Source organism: Actinophytocola sp., assembly GCF_035942955.1.
GTDB lineage: Bacteria > Actinomycetota > Actinomycetes > Mycobacteriales > Pseudonocardiaceae > DASYTH01.
Genome location: NZ_DASZCQ010000032.1, coordinates 15,422 through 35,775 on the forward strand (window position 1 = coordinate 15,422; position 20,354 = coordinate 35,775).

Below are 20,354 nucleotides of genomic sequence, written 5' to 3' on the forward strand. Positions count from 1 at the left end.
CGTGGGAAGACCAGCTGGAAACCCGGGGTCGCATCCCGACAAGCCGGCACAGTCCTCGGATGCCGGATCGTCGGGAACCCAACCATTGGCCGCGTGGGAAGTCGCCGACATCCTGTGGCTGGCGTCCGCCCGGCAAGACAGCGGGCTCGGAAGAGAATCCGTGTCCGACAGCCCGGAACCGGACAAGCAACCGGCAGAGCCGCCCCTTCCCGACACCCGATCGGTTACCGACGTCGCCGAGTCCGGCGCTGCACCGGCCCGGCCCACGCAACCCGTTCTCGAGCCGCTCGAGTGGGAACCGGGCGAGGCTCGGTTCCTCCCGCAATCGATCGAGGAACCTGGGTGGCTCAACGAGCCCGACGAGTACAGCTCGGTCCCGCTCGTCGAGCCGGCCCACGGCTCACTGGAGATCGTGCGAGCGCTCCGTCCGCTCAAACGCACGGTTCTCTCGTGGCGGCCCGACGACGTCGTCCTCGACGAGGAGACAACCGCCGAACGGGCCGTACAGGACGGCCTGTGGTGGCCGGTAACCAAACCCAACCGGGAACGCTGCCTAGACTTGACCCTGATCATTGACGACGGTCCGTCGATGTCGCTGTGGCGTACCCCGGTCGCCGCGTTCGCGTCCGCCTTGCTGCAGCTCGGCGCGTTTCGCACCATCCAGACGCGGCTGCTGGATACCCGTTCCATGGCTGATGGCATGCCCACCACGCCCACGCTGCGCGGGCCCACTAGCGACACCCCGGCCCGCGATCCCGGCGAGATCCTTGACCCCTCCGGCCGCCGCCTCGTTCTTGTGCTCACCGACGGCGTCGGCGACGCTTGGCGCCACGACCTCGCCGGCCCGATCCTCGCCCGCTGGGCCACGGCGATGCCCGTCGCAGTCATCAACCTGCTTCCGCAACGCCTCTGGCCGCGCACCGGCCTCGCCGTCGAACGCGCCCATCTGACCCTGCCCGCCGGGTTCAAACCGAACCGCCAGTGGTCGCTGCGCCTGCCCGACGCCTGGCTCGACCCCACCACAGCCGACGGCACCATCCCCATCCCCATCGTTGAACTGCGCCCCCGGGCACTCGCCTCGTGGGCCCAGCTCATCACCGGCGCGACCAACGGCCCGGCCTATGCCAAGGTGCTGCTCACCGCCGACAAACCCCGCCCGTACAGCGGCGGCTACGACCTCACCGGCAATCCATCGGCCACCGAGCTCGTCGACCACTTCCGCAGTGTCGCCTCACCCCCCGCCTTCCGTCTGGCCACCCTGCTGGCGACCGTTCCTGTCACCCTCCCCATCGCCGAGCTCCTCAAAACCGAGATGGTGCCGGAGGCCGGGCCCGAGCACCTGGTCGAGGTCTTCGCCAGCGGCCTCCTCACCACGTCTTCCCAGTCCACATGGGACGCCGCGACCTTCGACTTCCCCGAAGACGTCCGTGCGGTCCTGCTCAGCGCCCTCCGTCGCTCGGAAACCCAACGCGCCGTCAACCTCGTTGCGGGCAAATTCGCCAACGAGATTTGGTGCGTGGGTCGCCTCCGCGACGCCATCGCCGCCCCCGACGACACCCCCGATCCGGAATTCACTCCGGACACCGCGGCGGCCGTCGTGCTCGAAAGCGTCGTCATGCGAGCGCTGAGCGGCCCGTACCTGTCTCGCGCGGACCGGCTTCGTCACACAATGGTGGACGCTTCAATCCCGGGTAGCAGCGCCTCCCCCGATGCCCCGCGGCCACGCGATACAAGTGCTGGCGTGAGCAACACGGAAGCAATAGGGTTGGATGCCGTGACAGATCGCACGGAGCTAGCGAGCGCCCCGGATGCAGCCCATACTTCTCAACATCTGGACGCCCGTCGGGAGCGGCCGACCGAAACGCACAGCGGTGACTCCGACACGGTTAGCCAAGCTGGCTCGGCGATAACGTTCGGATTCCGTGAGCGCCAAGCGGACGATGCCCCACCCATTTGGGGGAACGTGCCCCCGCGCAACCCGAACTTCACGGGCCGCGTCGAGTTGCTCGACCAGTTGAGTAAACGGTTGGTCGCCGGCAGCACCACGGCCGTGCTACCGGCCGCCCTCCACGGCATGGGTGGAATTGGCAAGACCCAGATGGCGGTGGAATATATCTACCGTCACCTGCGTGACTATGACATCATCTGGTGGATCCAGGCGGCCCAGCCGACCCAGATCCGGTCCGGCCTGACCGAGCTGGCCAGGGCACTCCGCCTCCCGGGCAGCAACGAGGCTCACACCGCCGTTCCCGCCGTGCGTGAGGCGCTGCGGCTCGGCCAGCCGTTCCGCAGATGGCTGCTCGTGTTCGACGCCGCCGAAACACCCGAGTCGGTTCGCCAGTTCTTCCCGACGAACGGCCCAGGCGAAATCCTGATCACCTCGCGAAACCCTGACTGGGCAGGCATCGCGCGGCCACTCGAGATCTCGGTGTTCAAGCGCGAGGAGAGCATCGAGCTGCTGAGGCGGCGCGGACCCGATATCGCCGACGAAGAAGCCGGCCAACTCGCCGAAAAACTCGGCGACCTCCCCTTGGCTATCGAACAAGCCGCTGCCTGGCGCGCCGAGACCGGCATGCCGGTCACCGAATATCTCCGCCTGTTCGACGAAAAGGTCGCCGAAATCCTCGACACCTCAACCCCCGTCGACTATGATCTTTCTGTCGCTGCCGCTTGGAACGTCTCCTTCGACGAACTCCGCAAACGAAATCCCGCCGCACACCAGATCCTCCATATTTGCGCCTTCTTCGCCCCGGAGCCAATATCCCGGGACCTGTTTACCGGCGTCCGGAACGTAACGGTGTCTCCCGAACTCGACGTTGCACTACGCGATCCGATCCAGCTCGCCCGCGCGATTCGCGACATCAACCGCTACGGGCTCGCGAAGATCGACCATGGCAACAACACCATCCTGTTGCACCGCCTCGTCCAACTCGTTCTGCGCAACCGGGTCACTCCACCGCAACTCCAGGCACAGATGCGCCACGGCGCCCATCAACTGCTCGCCAGCCTCGACCCGAACGACCCTAACGCGGCCAGGAACTGGCCGCGCTACCGCGAACTGCTGCCGCACGCGTACGCCGCGGAGGTGATCGACTGCGACGACGGTTGGGTGCGACAGTTCGCCATCAACCTGATGCGATTCCTGTTCCAGTGGGGCGATCACGAGGAAGCGTACAGTCTCGCGCACCGCGCATACGAAAAATTCGCCAGCTCACCCGCGCTCGGTCCGAATCACCCCCAAACTCTCGAAGTCGCAGAACGCCTTGGCTTCTACATGTGGGTGGTCGGCCGGTTCGCCGAAGCGGCCGCGCTCAACAAGCGAACTCTCGAGTTGCGCATAAAGGAGCACGGGGAGAACAGCGAAGAAGCACTTCGTGCACAGCTCAACGTCGTAAGAGACCTCCGGGCCGAGGGCAATTTCGCGTCTGCCCGGAAACTAAGTGAAGAGATCTTCCAGAAGTCCACCAAATTGTTTGGACCCGACGATCCGGAAACGCTGGTCGCAGCCTTCCAGCATGGGATCAGCCTCCGCCTTTCGGGCGAGTACGCCGCCGCGGCGGAACTGGATGAAAAGACCCACAAACGCCGAGTCGAGGTTCTCGGTTTCGAGAACCTCGACACCTTGAGTACTTATTCGGCACTGATTGTTGATCGCCGCGAGTCGGGTGACTATGTATGGGCGCGGGCCGAGCATGAAAAGCTTGCAGAGCTCATGAGGGAACGCTTCGCTGAAGGCCAAGCCGACACCTGGGTCGTGTCTTTTCTGCTGGCTGTCGCGCGGCGCAAGGATGGTGACCACAGTGGTGCTCTGGAGTTGTCCGGCCCGGCGCTCGAACAGTTCCAGAATCGCTATGGCGAAAACCATCCAACCACCATGGCTTCTGCGCTCGCGCACTCGATCGACCTGCGCCACTCACGTGACTTGGCGGCCGCCCGGAGTCTGGGCGAGGAGACATTCGAGCGGCACCGGAACAGCCTGGGTGAGCATCATCCGCAGACCCTCGCCGCCACCGTCGACCTGGCCGTGACACTCCGGCTGTCCGGCGACGCGGCCGGCGCCCGGGAGCTTGACGAGCGTGCGCTCGAGCATCTTCGCGAGGGTGTTGGCGCCGATCATCCCTATGCCATTGTCGCCGCCGTCAACCTGGCGAGCGATCTGTTCGCATTGGGAGAGCTCGACGCGGCATTGTCGCTTGACACCGAGATCGTTGACCGATCGGCTCGAGTGCTTGGCCCCGAACACCCCACGTCACTTGCGGTGTCGATGAACCTCGGTCTCGACCTGCGCGCCGCCGGCCGCCCGAAGGAAGCGGAGCCACGCTACACAGATACGCTTCTCCAATATCGCAAGGTACTCGGCGAGGCGCACCCGGGAACCCTGGCTGCTGCCAGGGGCGTGCGCGCAGACTGCGACATCGATCCAATGTTGCTCTGATCGATCGAGGTCACGCCCGCGTTCAGTGTGCGGCCCGACCGATCCAGGCCGCAAGATCGACCGGTCCCGGACTGGGTGAGCCGCTTGCCCGGATGCTGCGGTACACGGCACGCACAAGTTCTGGGTGATGCAACAGAGCACCCGAGGCGAGGCGTTCTCCGGTCCTCGCCAGGGCGATGCCGAGTCCGGTCCAGGATGCGGGGCGGTCCGGGTCGGTTCTGAGTTCGGCGCTGTACTGCCGGATCGCTTCCTCGACCTGGCCGGTCGCGTAGGCGAGATCGGCCACGGTCGCGCCGGGCATGGTGGACCAGACCTTACGCATTGTGCGGCGGTCGGTGTCAATGGCGAGCCGGATCAGATCCACGCGCGCACTGGACCATGAACCATCCGGCACCGGCGTGGGCGCCGACCCGACCATGGTCGTGTGCATGACCGGTGGTCTCGAGCGGCCGGCCAGCCAGGCCGTTGTCAACTCCGCAACCATCACCGGATCCGGGCGGAGATGCCGGATTCGCCATCCAGCATGGTGATCCGCTCCCATCGCCTCGGCCAACTCGATCGTGTCGGCCGGCAACGGCTCGCTCTGCCAGGGGCCCAATTGGGCGGCGATCCCGTTGATGAACCGCCGACCGGACGAGGTCAGGCTGGCGTCCTCGCGGAGCGCACCGAGAACGCGCCATGTCTGCCCGCGCCAATAGGCGAATTCGAACGCGGCCCGCCGTCCTACAGCGGGTTCGCCGGCGCGGGCGAGCGCACGCCAGAACGCGGTGACGCCGAAAAAGGCATAGATGCCTTGGAGGACGCGGTTGAGCGGACGCGGGTCGTCCCGCCAGGGGACGTAGAACCGCTCTCGTGGATCGTCGTCGTACAGCCGGGTCAGATGCAGCACACCGCCAAGGACGATGTGCTGGAACTCGTGGATGAGCGTGGCCGCGAGCGACGCGGCGTCTGTTGGGCGGGCGACGAGCGCACTGCCGAAGGCCTCGCCGGAAGAGGCGCTTGGGTTGCGGAAGGGGACGCTCGGCGCGGGCACCAACGAGTCGAGGCCGACTGGGATGGCGCGGGCCAGCTTAGGGAGATGACGCACGATGAGCTGCCACGCGTCCTCGAGCAGACATCGCCACGTACCGACCTCGTCGGGGTCGAGTCGTTGCGGTGGCACGGGCCCGTACAGACCACGATACGGATCTACGTCGTCCAGCCAGAGTGCGAGCCGTCTGCCCCCGGTTGTCGCCGTGGCCCGACGGATGCTCCACCATCCCGGCGCGTCCTGATCGAGCGGGCTGGGCAGACGAACCCGATCGATACCGTTGCTCACCTCGAATTGTCCATTTTCGCCAACGACTTTGGCCACCGCATGCTGCTGTGCGGTGGGCAAGTTGACAAGGCCCAACGAGGGCAGGATCGCGTTGCCGTTCCACAGCGGCACGGAGATCTCGAAGTTGAGCCTGGCCCGAATCGCAGCGGCCGCTGCGATCGCATGCAGATGGCCAACGTGCATCCATAAAGGACATACACCTGTGATGTTGCTGTGCACTAAGCGCGTCGTGTAGCCGGACCAACTTCCAGTGTAGGGATGGGCGAGCAGCAGGTTGAACGTGGCGGACGATCTCGCCTCGACCCGGGCCAGCAATTCCCAAGCCGCCTCCGGTGACGAGAACGGGCCGGTCAGTTCGGGCATTTTGACAACTTCGTCCACCAGCGCGCGCAACAGCAGTAGACGCCTACTCCGTTCGGCGTCCCTGAGTAGTCGCACCGAACTCGGGTCGACGTTGCCACAGGCCAGCTGGTCGAAATGAAGCCAGGACAAACGGTGGAAGGCAAAACTGTCGTGATCGTCTCGACACTCGGGTTGCATGTCTTCGAATGGGCTCGATCAGTCGATCCGCTCACCTCCTGAGCTGCCTGAACTCCTGGATGTGATTCTGACCTGTCCGGTTCGCTCTACTACGTGTCGTAGGGCGCCGTGGAGAGTGGCGCCGTCGAGGTCACGCAGCAGCGCGAATGGGACCGTGCTGAGGTCGATCAGCTCGGATTCGATGCCCGGATCGGGGTCGGTGGAGAACGTGGTCATGATTCCCCTCCCTGTGGCGGCGGTGGGAGCGCGCAATTCCATGATGGCTCATGGGTTTGGTTTCAGGAAGGGGGCTGAAGGTTTGGTGGGGTTCCTGAGGCCAGGGAGCGGAGGAGGGCGGGGTCGAGGAGGGTGATGTGGTGGCGGGCGGTGCGGATGGCGGACAGGCGGCGGAGGGAGTCTAGGCCGCGGATGAGGGTGGAGCGGGAGACGCGGGCCAGGGCGGCGAGTTCGGTTTGGGTGATGTGGAGGTCGACGGTCACCTGATCGGCGGTTTCGGGGGCTTGGTGGGTGAGTTCGAGAAGGATGGCGGCGAGGCGGTGGGTGAAGTCCGGGCCGCCGGACTCCAGGCGTAGGCGGTCGGATTGTTGGAGGCGGATGGCGGCGGTGCGGAGGAGCTCTTCGGCGATGCGGGGGAGGGTGCGGAGGACGGCCAGCAACCGGTCGCGGGGGATGACCAGGGCGTGGACTAGGGACATGGCTTGGATGGTGGCGGTGCGGGGGAGGCCGGTGATGGGGGCGAGCTCGCCGACGATCTCGGCGGGGCCGCGGGTGGCGAGCGGGGCGTGGTCGCCGCGGTAGTTGGTGGCCGAAATTTTCACGCGGCCGCTGAGAATGACGAACATGCTGGTGGTTTGATCGCCCTGGAGGGCGATGATCTCGCCGGGGTGCCAGTTGCGGGGGTAGCCGGCGGCGGTGAGGGCCGCCTGTTCCGCCGAGGTGAGGCGGTGCCAACCTCGGATGTCCGATTCGAGAATGAGTTTCTGGATGGGGTGTTCCATCTGACACATCGCCTGTTCCCGTGCGCGCAGAACATGAGGGCGTCCGCGCTGTTGACCACAGGGAACTAACGATGGCAGCTCATTCTCGCGATCGCCAGATGCCGTCCGCCACGATGCCGCGGGCCTTTCCGCCGCATCCGCCGCTGCAGTCCGGAGGGTGGTACCGAAGCCTGGTGCGGTGGGAGGTCCTCGGGCCGGGGCGGTATCCGGTCGATTTACCCAGGCCGAGATCGGTGGCCGCGGCGCTGGTGTTGACGGCGATCTTCGGGCCGGTCGGGCTGTGCTACCTGTCGGTGACGACGGGGCTGATCGCCACGGCGTTGGCCACGGTGATACTTGTCATCTCGAATGCGGGGGCGGCGCCGTTGCTCGTGTTGTGGCCGCTGTCCATGGTCTGGGCGGTGATCGGCACGAACTCACTGCGGCGGGCCGTCGTCGGGGGGCGGCGGCACCTTGAGGGGGCATAGCCGCGCCCAGGCCGGGAAGGCGGCCGCCGGGTGCGGGGAGGGACGATCCGCCGCCGCGCTGGTGTTGACGGCGATCTTCGGGCCGGTCGGGCTGTGCTACCTGTCGGTGACGACCGGGCTGATCGCCACGGTGATACTTGTCGTCTCGAATGCGGGGGCGGCGCCGTTGCTCGTGTTGTGGCCGCTGTCCATGGTCTGGGCGGTGATCGGCACGAACTCACTGCGGCGGGCCGTCGTCGGGGGGCGGCGGCACCTTGAGGGGGCGTAGGCGCGCCCACGCTATGAAGGCGGCGGCGACGGCGAGCATGCCGATGCCGGCCCAGAGGTTGATGTTGACGTTGGCGGAGCGGGCGATCTGCTCGTCGGGGGTGAAGGCGATGCCGAGAACGGTGAGGACGAGGCCGTAGACGCCCATCAGGAGGGCGACGATCAGGCGGATGTCGAACATCGGTGCCTTCCTAGAAGACGAGGTTCAGCGCGATGGTCACGACCAGGACGATTCCGGCCAGGAGCCCGGGGTTGCGGTACCAGCCGGCGTCGGCGCCGGTGGTCGTGTGGCGGCGGTCGGCCTTGGGAGTGAGGGAGTAGACGAGGCCGACCAGCTCGGCTTCGGGTTTGGGCGTGGTGGCATAGGAAACGGCCACGCTGACCACGACGTCGACGACGAATGCCGCGCCGGCGCCGACGAAGGCCGAGCCCTGGCCGGGCAGGTCGATGACGCCGCTCTGCGTCAACCCGAACACGACCACCGCGGAGGTGATGCCGCTGACCAGGCCGAGCCAGCCGGCGGTCGGGGTCATGCGACGCCAGAACATGCCGAGGATGAACGTGGCGAACAGCGGCGCGTTGAAGAACGAGAACAGCTGCTGCAGGTAGTCCATCAGGTTGGTGTAGCTGGCCGCGATGAACGCCGTGCCGATCGCCAGAACCGTGGCCCCGGCGGTGACCACCCTGCCGACCCCCAGGTAGTAGCCGTCCGGCCGGTCGCGGACCAGGTAGTCCTGCCAGATGTCGTAGGTGAACACCGTGTTGAACGAGCTGAGGTTCGCCGCCATCCCCGCCATGAACGAGGCGAGCAGGCCGGCGATGGCGATGCCGAGCATTCCGTTGGGCAGCAGGTCGCGCATGAGCAGCAGCAGGGCGTTGTTGAACGTGGCGCCGCTCGGCGCTTCGCCACCGGCCAGCAGCGCGGCCTTGTTCTCGCCGGCCAGCTCGGCCACCGAGACGCCGGCGATCATGCCGGGAATGATCACGATCAACGGGATCAGCATCTTCGGGAACGCCCCGATGATCGGGGTGCGCCGGGCCGCCGACATGCTCCTGGCCGCCATGGCTCGCTGCACCTCGACGAAGTTCGTCGTCCAGTAGCCGAACGACAGCACGAAGCCGAGCCCGAACACCAGGCCCAGCACGGACAGCAGGTCGTTGCCGAAACCGGTGAGCTGGTTGCCTGGCCAGGAGTCGAGCTGCTCGGCGCCCCCCGGGCCGGCGGAGACCTTGTCCACCAGCCCCTGCCAGCCGCCGACCTTGTACAGCCCGACGATCGTCAGCGGCAGCAGGGCGGCCACGATCACGAAGAACTGCAGCACCTCGTTGAAGATCGCGGCGGACAGGCCGCCGAGCGCGGTGTAGGCCAGCACGATGGCCGCGGCCACGATCACCGACACCCAGATCGGCCAGCCCAGCAACAGGTTGACCACGCTGGCGAGCAGGTACAGGTTGATCCCGGCGATGAGGATCTGGGCGGTGGCGAAGCTGATCGCGTTGACCAGGTGCGCGGGCTGGCTGAACCGGCGCAGCATGAACTCGGGGACGCTGCGGACCTTGGAGCCGTAGTAGAACGGCATCATCACGATCCCGAGGAACAGCATGGCCGGGATCGCGCCGATCCAGAAGTAGTGCGCGGTCGGCATGCCGTACTGGGCGCCGTTGGCAGACATCCCCATGACCTCGATGGCGCCGAGGTTGGCCGCGATGAACGCCAGACCGGTCACCCAGGCCGGCAGCGAGCGGCCGGAGAGGAAGAAGTCGAGGCTGGTGGACACCTGCCGGCGGGCCAGGTAGCCGATGCCAAGCACCAGCACGAAGTACAGGCCGAGCAGGACGTAATCGACCGCGTTGGCGTCGAGTCGCAGGTCGGCCTCGGCGAGCACGGACAAACCAGCCACCTCCCCTGGTCGCGCCGCACCACCAGCAGATCACAGGTGATCAGGATCCGCATGACGCGACGCCGGGAGGGGTCGGGTGATGTAACGGTTAAGAACGGGGATTGACGCGGGTTACCCGCGGTGGTTCGCTATCCGTTACTTATCCGGTTCAGTGACGTGCACGCGTGCCCGAGGTGAATCACTATGCGAAACCGGTCCCGGTCCCTGATCCTGCTCGCGGCCGCCAGCCTGGCCCTGGTGGCGTGCACCGAGGGGGGTGATGGCGCCGGCCCGCCCGGCGGGGTGCCGGGTGGCGGGCAGCAGGCGGCACAGCCCGCCTCCTACCCCCGCAACGAGACGCTGTTCACCAGCGGCACGCAGTGGGGCCCGCCGGTGAGCTGGAACCCGATCGCGACGCAGAACTACGCCACCGGCACGATCGGCTTCGTCTACGAGACGCTGTTCCTCTACGACCCGCAGACCGACAAATACGAGCCGTGGCTGGCCGAGAGCGGCAACTGGACCAGCGACACGACCTACGAGGTGAAGCTGCGCGACGGTGTCAACTGGACCGACGGCAAGCCGCTGACCGCCGACGACGTGGTGTTCACCGCAGAGCTCGGCAAGATGAAGTCGGTTCCGTACAGCAACCTGTGGAACTATCTGCAGAAGGCCGAGGCGACCGACCCGCGCACGGTCAAGTTCACCTTCGGCGCCCAGCCCAGCTACCAGCAGTGGGCCAACTGGGTCTACTTCAACGCGATCGTCCCGAAGCACCTGTGGCAGGGCAGGTCCGAACAGGACGTCACGGCCGGGGCGAACGACAAGCCGGTCGGCACCGGCCCGTACCTGTACCAGACCCACGACCAGGACCGCATGGTCTGGGTGAAGAACGACAACTGGTGGGGCAAGCAGAAGCTCAACCTCGACCCCAAGCCCAAGTACATCGTGGACATCGTCAACTCCAGCAACGAGGCCGCGCTCGGGCTGCTGCTGCAGGGCGGCATCGACCTGAGCAACAACTTCCTGCCCGGCATCTCCACGCTGGTCCGCGGCGGCTACAAGCTGGAGACCTACTTCCCCGAGGCGCCGTACATGCTGTCGGCCAACACCACCTGGCTGGTCATGAACACCAAGAAGGCGCCGATGAACAACGCGGCGTTCCGCCGGGCGCTGGCCAACTCCATCGACATCAACAAGATCGTCAACGGGGTGTACGGGCAGATCGTCAAGCCGGCCAGCCCAACGGGCCTGCTGCCGATCTGGGACAAGTACATCGACCAGGCGGTGGTCGACGAGCTCGGGTTCAGCTTCGACACCAACCGGGCCAAGTCGATCCTGGCCGAGGGCGGCTTCCGCGACACCAACGGTGACGGGCTGGTCGAGAACACCGACGGGTCCCCGATCGAGCTGACGCTGGCCGTGCCGACCGGATGGACCGACTGGATGGAGGCGATCCGGACCATCGCCGAGGGCGCCAAGGCGGCCGGGATCAACATCAAGACGGAGTTCCCCGCCCAGACGCAGGTCGAGGACATGCGGGAGAGCGGCAGCTTCGACATGATCCTCAACAACGAGCGGCAGATCGACAACACGCCGTGGACCTACTACGACTACGTGTTCCGGCTGCCGATCCAGCAGCAGCAGACGACTGTCAACTTCGGACGGTACGAGAACCAGCAGGCGTGGGACCTGGTGAACCAGCTGGACAAGACCAAGGTCGACGACGTGGCCGGGATGAAGGCGGTCACCTCCCAGCTGCAACGGATCCAGCTCACCGAGATGCCACTGATCCCGTTGTGGTACAACGGCTTGTGGGCCCAGTACAGCAACGCGGTCTGGACGAACTGGCCGTCGGCGAAGGACAACGCACCCAAGCACCTGCCGACCACGTGGCGGGGCTACATGCAGCGCGGCGCCATCAAGATGCTCTCCGACCTGAAGCCGGCACCACCGGCCAAGTAGGACGGCGGCGGGGCGCTGGGCGGCGAGGAGGATCGGATGCGGCGGTACTTCGCGAGGAAGCTCCTCATCTACGTCCTCACGTTCTTCGTCGCCGTGACGATCAACTGGATGATCCCCCGGTTGGTTCCGGGGGATCCCATCCAGGGCATGGTGGCAAGGGCGGGCGCGCAGACGCCGGAAGCGGCGGCGGCGATCCGGGCGCAGTACACCGAGTGGTTCGGGCTGGACGTGCCGCTGCTCGAGCAGTACCTCAGGTTCTGGGCCGACCTGCTCGGCGGTGACCTCGGGGTCAGCATGTGGCTGTTCCCGGCGTCGGTGCGCTCGGTGATCCTGACCGCGCTGCCGTACACGCTCGGGCTGCTGCTCCCGGCCATCCTGCTGAGCTGGTGGGCCGGCAACAAGTTCGGCGCCTACGCGGCCCGCCGCAAGGTGCTCGACAACGCCGCGCTGCCGATCTGGTACGTGCTGACCGCCACGCCCTACATGTGGTTGGCGATCCTGCTGCTGTGGAGCCTGGGAATCGTCGCCAACGTCTTCCCGACCGCCGGGGGCTACGGTTTTCTCGTCGTTCCCACGTGGTCTTTGGACTTCGTCGGCAACCTCGCCCTGCACTGGTTCCTGCCGTTCGCGTCGCTGTTCCTGGTCGCGTTCGGCGGCTGGGCGATCGGGATGCGCAACCTGATCATCTACGAGCTGGAGGCGGACTACTCCCACTACCTGCAGGCGCTCGGGGCGCCCAGCCGGCTGGTGCGCCGGTACGCGTTCCGCAACGCGATGCTCCCGCAGGTCACCGGCCTCGCGTTGCAGCTCGGGGTGATCATCGGCGGCGCGGTGGTCACCGAGATCGTCTTCAGCTACCCGGGACTCGGCTACATCACGCTCAAGGCGATCGAGAGCGGCGACTACTTCCTGCTGCAGGGCGTGTTCCTGTTCATCGTCGTCGGGGTGCTGGTCGCCAACTTCATCGTCGACGTCGTGTACGTCCTGGTCGATCCGCGGACCAGGACCGGGGTGGGAGGTGGTCGGGCATGAGCACGCCGGACGAACGCAAGGCCGCCGCCGTGCCCGGGGTGGGCGCCGTGTCCACTGTGGTCAGCGCGCGGCGCGAGTCGCTTTACTTCGCGCTGCGGAACAGGAAGCTCGTCGGCGGGCTGGCCGTGGTGCTGCTGTTCCTCGGCACCGGCCTGATCGCGCCGCTGTTCACCGCGGCCAACCCGCTGGACTACGTCGGGCCGCGCGGGGAGGGGCCGTCGGCCGACTACTGGTTCGGCACCACCATCTTCGGTCAGGACGTGTTCAACCAGTTCGTCCACGGGCTGCGCGGCACGTTCTTCGTCGGGTTCTTCGCCGGGCTGCTGGCCGGCGTCATCGGCATGCTCATCGGGTTCGTCGCCGGCTACCGCGGCGGGATGCTGGACGAGATCCTCAACATGTTCACCAACATCGTGCTCGCGCTGCCGGTGCTGGCCGTCCTGCTGATCATCGCCGCATACCTGGAGGTGCGCGACATCCAGGTGCAGGCGCTGATCATCGGGCTGTTCTCCTGGCCATGGGTGGCCCGGGCGGTCCGGGCGCAGACCATGTCGTTACGCTCGCGCGACTTCGTCGACCTTGCCCGGCTCAGCGGGGCCCCGGTGCGCCGGATCATCCTCCGGGAGATCGCCCCGAACATGGCCTCCTACCTGTTCATGGTGTTCATCCTGCTGTTCGGCGGATCGGTGCTGTTCGCCGCCACGCTCGACTTCATCGGCCTCGGCCCGACCGAGGGGATCTCGCTCGGCCTGATGCTGCGCAACGCGGTCACCTGGACCGCGCTGCAGCTGGGCATGTGGTGGTGGTTCGTGCCGCCGGGGCTTGGCATCACGGCCATCGTCGGCGCGCTCTACATCATGAACGTGGGGCTGGACGAGGTGTTCAACCCCAGGCTCAGGGAGACGTGATGAGCCTGACGGTCACGGGTCTCGCGGTGTACTACCGGACCCTGCGCGGGGATGTGCGGGCGCTCGACGGAGTGACGTTCGCCGTCGCCGACGGGGAGATCATGGGGCTGGCCGGGGAGTCGGGCTGCGGCAAGACCACGCTCGGCAAGAGCCTGATCCGGCTGGACGGCCGGATGCGGCACGTCGCCGGAACGGTCGAGCTGGACGGCGCGGAGCTGCCCATCTCGGACAACGTGCGGATGAACCGGTTCCGGTTCACCGAGGTCTCGCTCATCCCGCAGTACGCGATGAGCGCGCTGAACCCGACCCGCAAGATCGGCAAGCTGACCCGGGACCTGGTGGAGTCGCGGGGAATCCGGTTCGCTTCGGTGCGGGCCGAGCTCCAGCGCCGGCTCGAGCTGGTCGGGCTCGACGCCGACGTGCTGAGGCGGTACCCGATCGAGCTGTCCGGCGGGATGAAGCAGCGGATGGTGATGGTGCTGTCCACGTTGCTCAACCCGGCGTTGCTCATCGCCGACGAGGTCACCTCCGCGCTCGACGTGTCGACGCAGCGGGCCGTCGCCGAGGCCCTCGTCGGGTTCCGGGACCACGGGTTCGTGCGAAGCATGATCGTCATCACGCACGACGTGTCGCTCGTGTACCAGATCGCGGACACGATCATGGTGATGTACGCCGGAAAGCTGGCCGAGAAGGCGCCGGCCGAGGCGTTGGTGGGATCACCCCTGCATCCGTACACGCAGCTGCTGATCTCCGCGCTGCCCGAGGTCGGGGTGCGCTACGAGGGCAAGCGGCTCAGCGGGATCGCGGGGAGCCCACCGTCGCTGTTGAACGCTCCGACCGGGTGCCGGTTCCGGGACCGGTGCCCGCTCGCGTTCGACAAGTGCGCCGAGGAGCCGCCGTTCGTCGAGGTGGAGAAGGATCACTTCGTCGCGTGCTGGAAGGCGGGGTGACGATGCTGCGGCTCGAGGGTGTGTCGAAGGTGTACCGGGTCGGTGCGTTCGGCGGCCGGAAGAGGGACGCGGTGCGGGACGTCAGCTTCACGCTCGGGGCCGGGGAGGTGGTGTCGCTCATCGGGGAGAGCGGGAGCGGGAAGACCACGATCGGGCGGATGATCCTGCGGCTCACGCCGGTGAGCGCGGGGACGATCACGCTCGACGGCCAGGACGTCTCGGCGTTGCGCGGCTCCCGGCTGAAGTCGTTCTACCGCAAGGTGCAGGGGGTGTTCCAGGATCCGTTCAGCTCGTACAACCCGGTGTTCAAGGCGGACCGGGTGTTCGCGATGATCAGGTCGGCATACTTCCCCGGAGTGTCCGATTCGGACTGGCGAGCCAAGGTGGCCGAGTCGTTGGCCGCGGTGCGGTTGCGGCCCGATGCGGTGCTGGACAAGTATCCGCACCAGCTGTCCGGCGGCCAGCTGCAGCGGTTGCTGATCGCGCGGGCGCTGCTGCTGGACATCAGGCTGCTGGTGGCCGACGAGGTGATCAGCATGCTGGACGCGTCGACCCGGATCGACGTGTTGAACCTGTTGGGGGATCTCAAGGAGCGCGGGCTCGGCATCCTGTTCATCACGCACGACCTGGCGCTGGGCAACTACCTCAGCGACCAGACGGTGATCCTGCGCGGCGGCGAGGTGGTGGAGCAGGGGCCGACCGCGGACGTGTTCGGCAGCCCGCAGCACCCGTACACCAGGCAGCTGCTGGCGTCCGTGCCGCAGCTGCACAAGAAGTGGAGCGAGGTGGACGCCGAGCTAGCCCAGCGGTAGCACCGCGCGCTGGTTGTCGAAGGCCAGCCTGGCCGCGCCGAGCAGGCCGGCGGACCGGCCGAGCGGGGACGCCGCGACGCGGACCCGGCGGCCGCTGGACGCCACGACGGTCGCGGCGAGCGTGGTGCCGCCGGCGTCGATCGCCAGCGCGTGCCCGGTCACGGCCGGGCGCCGAGATCGTTGACGCAGCGCAGCACCGGCGGCGCGGTGAGCGCGGTCGGGTCGAGCCCGAGGCTGCCGCCCACCCGGAACGTGGCGGACTCGCCAGGCAGCAGAGTGATCAGCATGTCGTCCACTGTGGACTCCGGATTCAGCCGATCGGGAAACAGCGCGACATCCCGCAGCAACACACCGGCGGTGACGGTGACCTCCAGGTTGTCGCCGGCCTCGGCGACCTTCACGTCGTAGCGCGGCGGCGGCAGCGCGAGGTCGATGTCCTCGGCAAAGAAGTGGTGGTAGCGGTTGCCGCCCTCGGTGATCGTGAGCAACTCGGACGCCGGATCGCCCGGCCGGCTCACCTCGTCGGGCAGCGGCAGGCGCACGGCGCCCCGCGGCGGGGCCAGAAAGTCGAGCACGGCCTTGGCCTCCGGCTCGCCGGTGAACAGGCTGCGGGTGAGCACAGCCTGGCCGCGCCACTGTGTGCCGGTGTCGTTGACGGCGACCAGATCCAGCGCGCCGCCGCCGGCCGGCCGGGGCTGCACGGTCAGCAGGCGCTCGGCGAACGCGCGGCGCAGCGCGTACCACAGCGGCTTGCGCCGGCCGTCGCCGTCGACCGCCGCCCAGGAGATCACCGGCCAGCAGTCGTTGAGCTGCCAGACGATCGCGCCGGTGCACAGCGGGTGCAGGGAGCGCAGGTGCTCCACGCCGAACCGCAGCGCGCGCGCCTGGTTGAGCTGGGTGGACCAGTGCCAGTCGTCGAAGCCGGCCGGCGGCGGCAGGTGCCCGGCAAGGCCCCGGAGCAGCTTGGTGTTGCCGTCGACGGCCTTCTGCCGGTGCGCGATGGCCGGCGACTCGGGATCAAGCGGCGCCGAGGTGATCGCCCGGCGCAGGGTGCTGTACATCGGTGGGCCCTGGAAGCCGAACTCGGCGACGAAGCGCGGGCGGTAGTCGGCGTAGTGGGTGTAGTCGTCGGTGTTCCAGACGTCCCAGATGTGCGTGCTGCCGTGGGCGGGATCGTTGGGGTGCAGGTCGAAGTGCCCGGAGTACGGGCTGCCCGGCCAGTACGGCCGGGTCGGGTCCAGCTCGGCGACGATGCGCGGCAGCAGGTCGAAGTAGTAGCCGGCGCCCCAGGTCCGGCCCCGCAGGGCGGCCGCCCAGCCCCAGTCGGCGTGGCCCCAGATGTTCTCGTTGTTGCCGATCCACAGCACCAGGCTGGGATGGTGGGCGAGCCGGACGACCTGCTCGCGGGCCTCGGCGGCGACCTCGGCGGCGATCGGCTCCTCCTCGGGGTATGCCGCGCACGCGAACAGGAAGTCCTGCTGCACAAGGATTCCGAGCTCGTCGGCCAGGTCGTAGAAGTCCTCGCTCTCGTAGCGGCCGCCGCCCCACACGCGCAGGAAGTTCGCGCCGGCCTCGGTTGCCTGGCGCAGCCGGGTGGCGTACCGGGCGCGGTCGACGCGGTGCGGGAAGCAGTCGTCGGGGATCCAGTTGAACCCGCGCGCGGAGATCGGCCGGTCGTTGACCATCACGGTGAACGGGGTGCCGTCGGCGTCCGGCGTGGTGTCCAGCCGGACCGACCGGAAGCCGATCCGGCGGTGCCAGCGATCCAGTGGCACGCCGGCCGGGTCGGTGAGCGTCACCTCGAGGTCGTAGCGGGGCTGCCCGCCGTGGCCGCGCGGCCACCAGCGCTCCACAGTGGACAGATCGAGCCGGAGCGTGACGGTCCGCTCGCCCGGCGGCACGATCGCGTCGGCCGCCTCGCCGGCGACCGTGGCGGTGACCCTCAGCGGCTCGTCGCCGGCGCGCTCCAGTGCGATATGGAGCTCGACGTGCCCACCGTCACCGGCCACGGTCACCAGCGGCCGGACTCGGTCCAGCCGTCCCGTGCGCCAGCCGTGCAGCCCGATCGGCTGCCAGATGCCGGCGGTGACCAGCGTGGGCCCCCAGTCCCACCCGAAGTTGCAGGCCATCTTCCGGATGAGGTTGAACGGCTCGGGGTAGGCGTTCGGACGCGCACCGAGCCTGGCCCGCAGTTGCTCGGCGTACCGGTACGCCGAGGTGAACCGGATCAGCAACGTGTTCCTGCCGGGGCGGAGCATCGGCCCCACGTCGAACCGGTAGGACCGGTGCATGTTCGCCGTGCGCCCCACCTCGGCGCCGTTGAGCGTGATCGCGGCGACGGTGTCCAGTCCGGCGCACACCAGCTCGGTCCGGTCGGCGCCGCCGTCGGTCCAGTCGAACCCGAGCGCGTACGTCCAGTCGGCCCGCCCGATCCAGCCGAGCGATTCCTCGTTGAGATCCAGGTACGGGTCGGGGATGATGCCGGCGGCGAGCAGATCGGTGTGCACGCAGCCCGGCACGGTGGCCGGCAGCCCGGCCACGCCCGGCCCGGCCGTCGAGGACAGCGTCCAGCCGTCGTGCAGCGGGCGGTAACCGGTCACCTGGCAACCCTTCGAGGCGAAGGTACTTAACCGGAAAAGTACCTCTCACGCTAGAGTTGCGACGCCTCGGTGTCAACGCCGACAAATACGGTTCAGCTATCCTTCCGGCATGAGACGGCCGACGATCGCCGACATCGCCCGGCGCGCGGGAGTGTCCAAGGGCGCGGTGTCCTACGCGCTCAACAACCGGCCCGGCGTCTCACCGCACACCCGCGAGCGGATCCTGGCCATCGCCGAGGAGATCGGCTGGCGGCCCAACAGCGCCGCGAGGGCGCTGTCCGGCGCGGCGGCCAACGCGATCGGCCTCGCCCTGCACCGGCCGGCCAAGATCCTCGGCATCGAGCCGTTCTTCATGGAGCTGGTCAGCGGCATGGAGGGGGTGCTGTCCGCCGCCGGCTCCGCGCTCATGCTGCAGGTGGTCGGCGACGCGGACACCGAGCTGGCGCTGTACCGGCGGTGGTGGGGCGAGCGTCGCATCGACGGGGCCATCCTCACCGACCTGCGCACCGACGACCCGCGGGTCGGCCTGCTCACCGAGCTCGCCCTGCCCGCGGTGATCGTCGGCGGGCCGACCGGAGTCGGTTCCCTGCCGCACGTGTGGTCCGACGAGGCGGCGGCGGTGACCGAGACGGTCAGCTACCTCGCCGCGCTCGGGCACCGGCGGATCGGCCGGGTCGCCGGGCTGCCCGAGCTGCTGCACACCCACCACCGCGACGCGGCGTTCGCCACGGCCGGCGCGACGCTGGGCGTGGACACCTCGATGGTGATCTGGACCGACTACACCGGCGACGAGGGCGCGCACGCCACCCGCACGATGCTGAGCAACCCGGCGCGGCCGACGGCCATCCTGTACGACAACGACATCATGGCGGTGGCCGGGCTGTCGGTGGCACACGAGATGGGCCTGGCGGTGCCGACCGACCTGTCGATCGTGGCCTGGGACGACTCGCCGCTGTGCCAGGTGGTCCGGCCCCCGCTGACCGCGCTCACCCGGGACATCCCGGCCTACGGCGCCCGCAGCGCCGCGCTGCTACTCGAGGTGATCGGCGGCGAGCCGGGCGCGGGGGTTGAGGTGCCGCACCCGCGGCTCACCCCGCGGGGCACGACGGCGCCACCGCCCTGACCGGTCATTACTTAAGTGGTCACTGTGGAGCGCAGTGCGACAATTGCTCGGGCGCAAATAAAGTCACAAGGGCACGGCCACATTGCGCTCCACCTTGGACGATCAAAGCAACAGTTCTTCGACACGGTTGAGCACCGTCGCACGCGACTTGTCCACCGAGTAGGCCGCCTCGGAAAGCCGGTCAAGGGTCTGGCGGTAGCGGGCGATGTCCTCGGGGTCGTCGTAGTAGGTCCCGCGGATCCGGTCCTCGGTGTAGGCGACGCCGGGGTCGTTCTGGAACACGGCGGGGAAGGTCAGCAGCGCGAACGTGCCGGTGATGCCGGCGTGGACGCCCGCGGCGAGCGGCAGCACCCGGATCGTGACCGTGGGCTGCGCGGCGAGCTCGAGCAGGTGGTTGAGCTGCTCGGCGAGGACGGCGTCGTCGACGGCCGGCCGGTAGAGCACCGACTCGTCCAGCACGCTGGTGACGGTCGGGGGTTCGGGGCGGGTCAGGATCTCCTGCCGAGCCAGGACGAGATCGACCCGCTGGGCCACTTCGACGTCGGACAGGTCCGGCTCGGCCGCCCGCACGATGTGCTCGGCGTAGGCCGGGGTCTGAAACAGGTCGGGGATCACCAGCGCGTCGTAGCTCGAGATCTGCTCGGCGCTGGCCTCCAGACTCAGGTAGAGGTGAAACCAGGACGGCGCGGCGCCGGCGAACGGGGTCCACCAGTCGCGCCCGGCCCGGGCCTCGTCGAGCAACTCGACGAACGCCGGGATACGGTCCTCGGCGTCGTAGTGCCGCAGCAGAAGCTCCAGCTCCGGCACCTTGGGTAGGTTCCGAGCGACTTCCAGGTGCGTGATATGGCTCGTCGCGCACCCGGCCCGCTTGGCGACCTCATCGCGCTTGAAACCGGCCGATTCTCGCAATCTGCGCAGTTCGAGCGCCACATATCGCTTGAGCACGGTCGGGCTCGGTGCGATCACTTGGCCTCCTTCCTCATCTAATCGTGACATGCACCCATTCCATTACGCGTGGTTACGGCGTAACCTTTTACTCCGTAACGCGTTACGGCGTAA

16 protein-coding genes are annotated in these 20,354 nt (G+C 67.9%); 8 read left to right on the forward strand and 8 right to left on the reverse strand.

The window, feature by feature from the left end; genetic code table 11:
- Window position 1: 1 nt before the first annotated feature.
- The gene (fxsT, locus tag VGX25_RS02800; protein WP_326915968.1) at window positions 2-4,435 is read left to right on the forward strand and encodes an FxSxx-COOH system tetratricopeptide repeat protein; all 4,434 of its coding nucleotides are present in this window, start codon (window positions 2-4) and stop codon (window positions 4,433-4,435) included.
- 22 nt (window positions 4,436-4,457) lie between these two features.
- Here fxsT and VGX25_RS02805 read toward each other — a convergent pair whose 3' ends face one another.
- The 3 genes from VGX25_RS02805 to VGX25_RS02815 form a co-directional block, all read right to left on the reverse strand.
- Entirely contained in the window at window positions 4,458-6,116 is a 1,659-nt protein-coding gene (locus VGX25_RS02805; RefSeq protein ID WP_326915969.1) for an aKG-HExxH-type peptide beta-hydroxylase, read from the reverse strand.
- A 195-nt stretch (window positions 6,117-6,311) separates the two neighbouring features.
- Complete coding sequence (locus tag VGX25_RS02810) at window positions 6,312-6,509, reverse strand: hypothetical protein (protein WP_326915970.1); 198 nt, start codon at window positions 6,507-6,509, stop codon at window positions 6,312-6,314.
- A gap of 62 nt (window positions 6,510-6,571) precedes the next feature.
- Complete coding sequence (locus VGX25_RS02815; RefSeq protein WP_326915971.1) at window positions 6,572-7,291, reverse strand: Crp/Fnr family transcriptional regulator; 720 nt, start codon at window positions 7,289-7,291, stop codon at window positions 6,572-6,574.
- A 233-nt stretch (window positions 7,292-7,524) separates the two neighbouring features.
- Here VGX25_RS02815 and VGX25_RS02820 point away from each other — a divergent pair, with 233 nt between their 5' ends.
- Complete coding sequence (locus tag VGX25_RS02820; protein WP_326915972.1) at window positions 7,525-7,758, forward strand: hypothetical protein; 234 nt, start codon at window positions 7,525-7,527, stop codon at window positions 7,756-7,758.
- Window positions 7,759-7,975: 217 nt separating this feature from the next.
- Here the strand turns inward: VGX25_RS02820 and VGX25_RS02825 are convergent, their stop codons facing one another.
- Together VGX25_RS02825 and VGX25_RS02830 are read right to left on the reverse strand one after the other, a co-directional pair.
- A complete protein-coding gene (locus VGX25_RS02825; RefSeq protein WP_326915974.1) occupies window positions 7,976-8,206 on the reverse strand; it encodes a hypothetical protein in 231 nt (76 codons plus the stop codon).
- A gap of 10 nt (window positions 8,207-8,216) precedes the next feature.
- Complete coding sequence (locus VGX25_RS02830; RefSeq protein ID WP_326915996.1) at window positions 8,217-9,917, reverse strand: sodium:solute symporter family protein; 1,701 nt, start codon at window positions 9,915-9,917, stop codon at window positions 8,217-8,219.
- A 192-nt stretch (window positions 9,918-10,109) separates the two neighbouring features.
- On the opposite strand from VGX25_RS02830, the gene VGX25_RS02835 reads away from it, so the two are divergent.
- The 5 genes from VGX25_RS02835 to VGX25_RS02855 are packed head-to-tail and all read left to right on the forward strand — an operon-like array spanning window position 10,110 to window position 15,572.
- Window positions 10,110-11,870, forward strand: coding sequence for an ABC transporter substrate-binding protein (locus tag VGX25_RS02835; RefSeq protein ID WP_326915975.1), 1,761 nt, complete (start codon window positions 10,110-10,112; stop codon window positions 11,868-11,870).
- A 36-nt stretch (window positions 11,871-11,906) separates the two neighbouring features.
- Window positions 11,907-12,902, forward strand: coding sequence for an ABC transporter permease (locus VGX25_RS02840; protein WP_326915976.1), 996 nt, complete (start codon window positions 11,907-11,909; stop codon window positions 12,900-12,902).
- A complete protein-coding gene (locus tag VGX25_RS02845; RefSeq protein WP_326915978.1) occupies window positions 12,899-13,810 on the forward strand; it encodes an ABC transporter permease in 912 nt (303 codons plus the stop codon). Before VGX25_RS02840 ends, VGX25_RS02845 begins: the two co-directional genes overlap by 4 nt.
- Window positions 13,810-14,760 (forward strand): ABC transporter ATP-binding protein, encoded by a 951-nt coding sequence (locus VGX25_RS02850; RefSeq protein ID WP_326915979.1) that lies wholly within the window; start codon window positions 13,810-13,812, stop codon window positions 14,758-14,760. Before VGX25_RS02845 ends, VGX25_RS02850 begins: the two co-directional genes overlap by 1 nt.
- Window positions 14,742-15,572: an ABC transporter ATP-binding protein gene (locus VGX25_RS02855; RefSeq protein ID WP_326915980.1), complete on the forward strand. Its 831-nt coding sequence runs from the start codon at window positions 14,742-14,744 to the stop codon at window positions 15,570-15,572. Before VGX25_RS02850 ends, VGX25_RS02855 begins: the two co-directional genes overlap by 19 nt.
- Here VGX25_RS02855 and VGX25_RS02860 read toward each other — a convergent pair.
- Together VGX25_RS02860 and VGX25_RS02865 are read right to left on the reverse strand one after the other, a co-directional pair.
- Window positions 15,558-15,734 carry a hypothetical protein gene (locus tag VGX25_RS02860; RefSeq protein ID WP_326915981.1) on the reverse strand — a complete coding sequence of 59 codons (177 nt, stop codon included), beginning with the start codon at window positions 15,732-15,734 and terminating at the stop codon, window positions 15,558-15,560. The genes VGX25_RS02855 and VGX25_RS02860 overlap by 15 nt on opposite strands.
- Window positions 15,731-18,172 (reverse strand): glycoside hydrolase family 2 protein, encoded by a 2,442-nt coding sequence (locus VGX25_RS02865; RefSeq protein ID WP_326915982.1) that lies wholly within the window; start codon window positions 18,170-18,172, stop codon window positions 15,731-15,733. Before VGX25_RS02865 ends, VGX25_RS02860 begins: the two co-directional genes overlap by 4 nt.
- Window positions 18,173-18,281: 109 nt before the next feature.
- Between VGX25_RS02865 and VGX25_RS02870 the strand changes: the two genes are divergently transcribed.
- Complete coding sequence (locus VGX25_RS02870; protein WP_326915983.1) at window positions 18,282-19,295, forward strand: LacI family DNA-binding transcriptional regulator; 1,014 nt, start codon at window positions 18,282-18,284, stop codon at window positions 19,293-19,295.
- Window positions 19,296-19,397: 102 nt separating this feature from the next.
- Here the strand turns inward: VGX25_RS02870 and VGX25_RS02875 are convergent, their stop codons facing one another.
- Window positions 19,398-20,261, reverse strand: coding sequence for a helix-turn-helix transcriptional regulator (locus tag VGX25_RS02875; RefSeq protein ID WP_326915984.1), 864 nt, complete (start codon window positions 20,259-20,261; stop codon window positions 19,398-19,400).
- Between the last annotated feature and the right edge of the window lie 93 nt (window positions 20,262-20,354).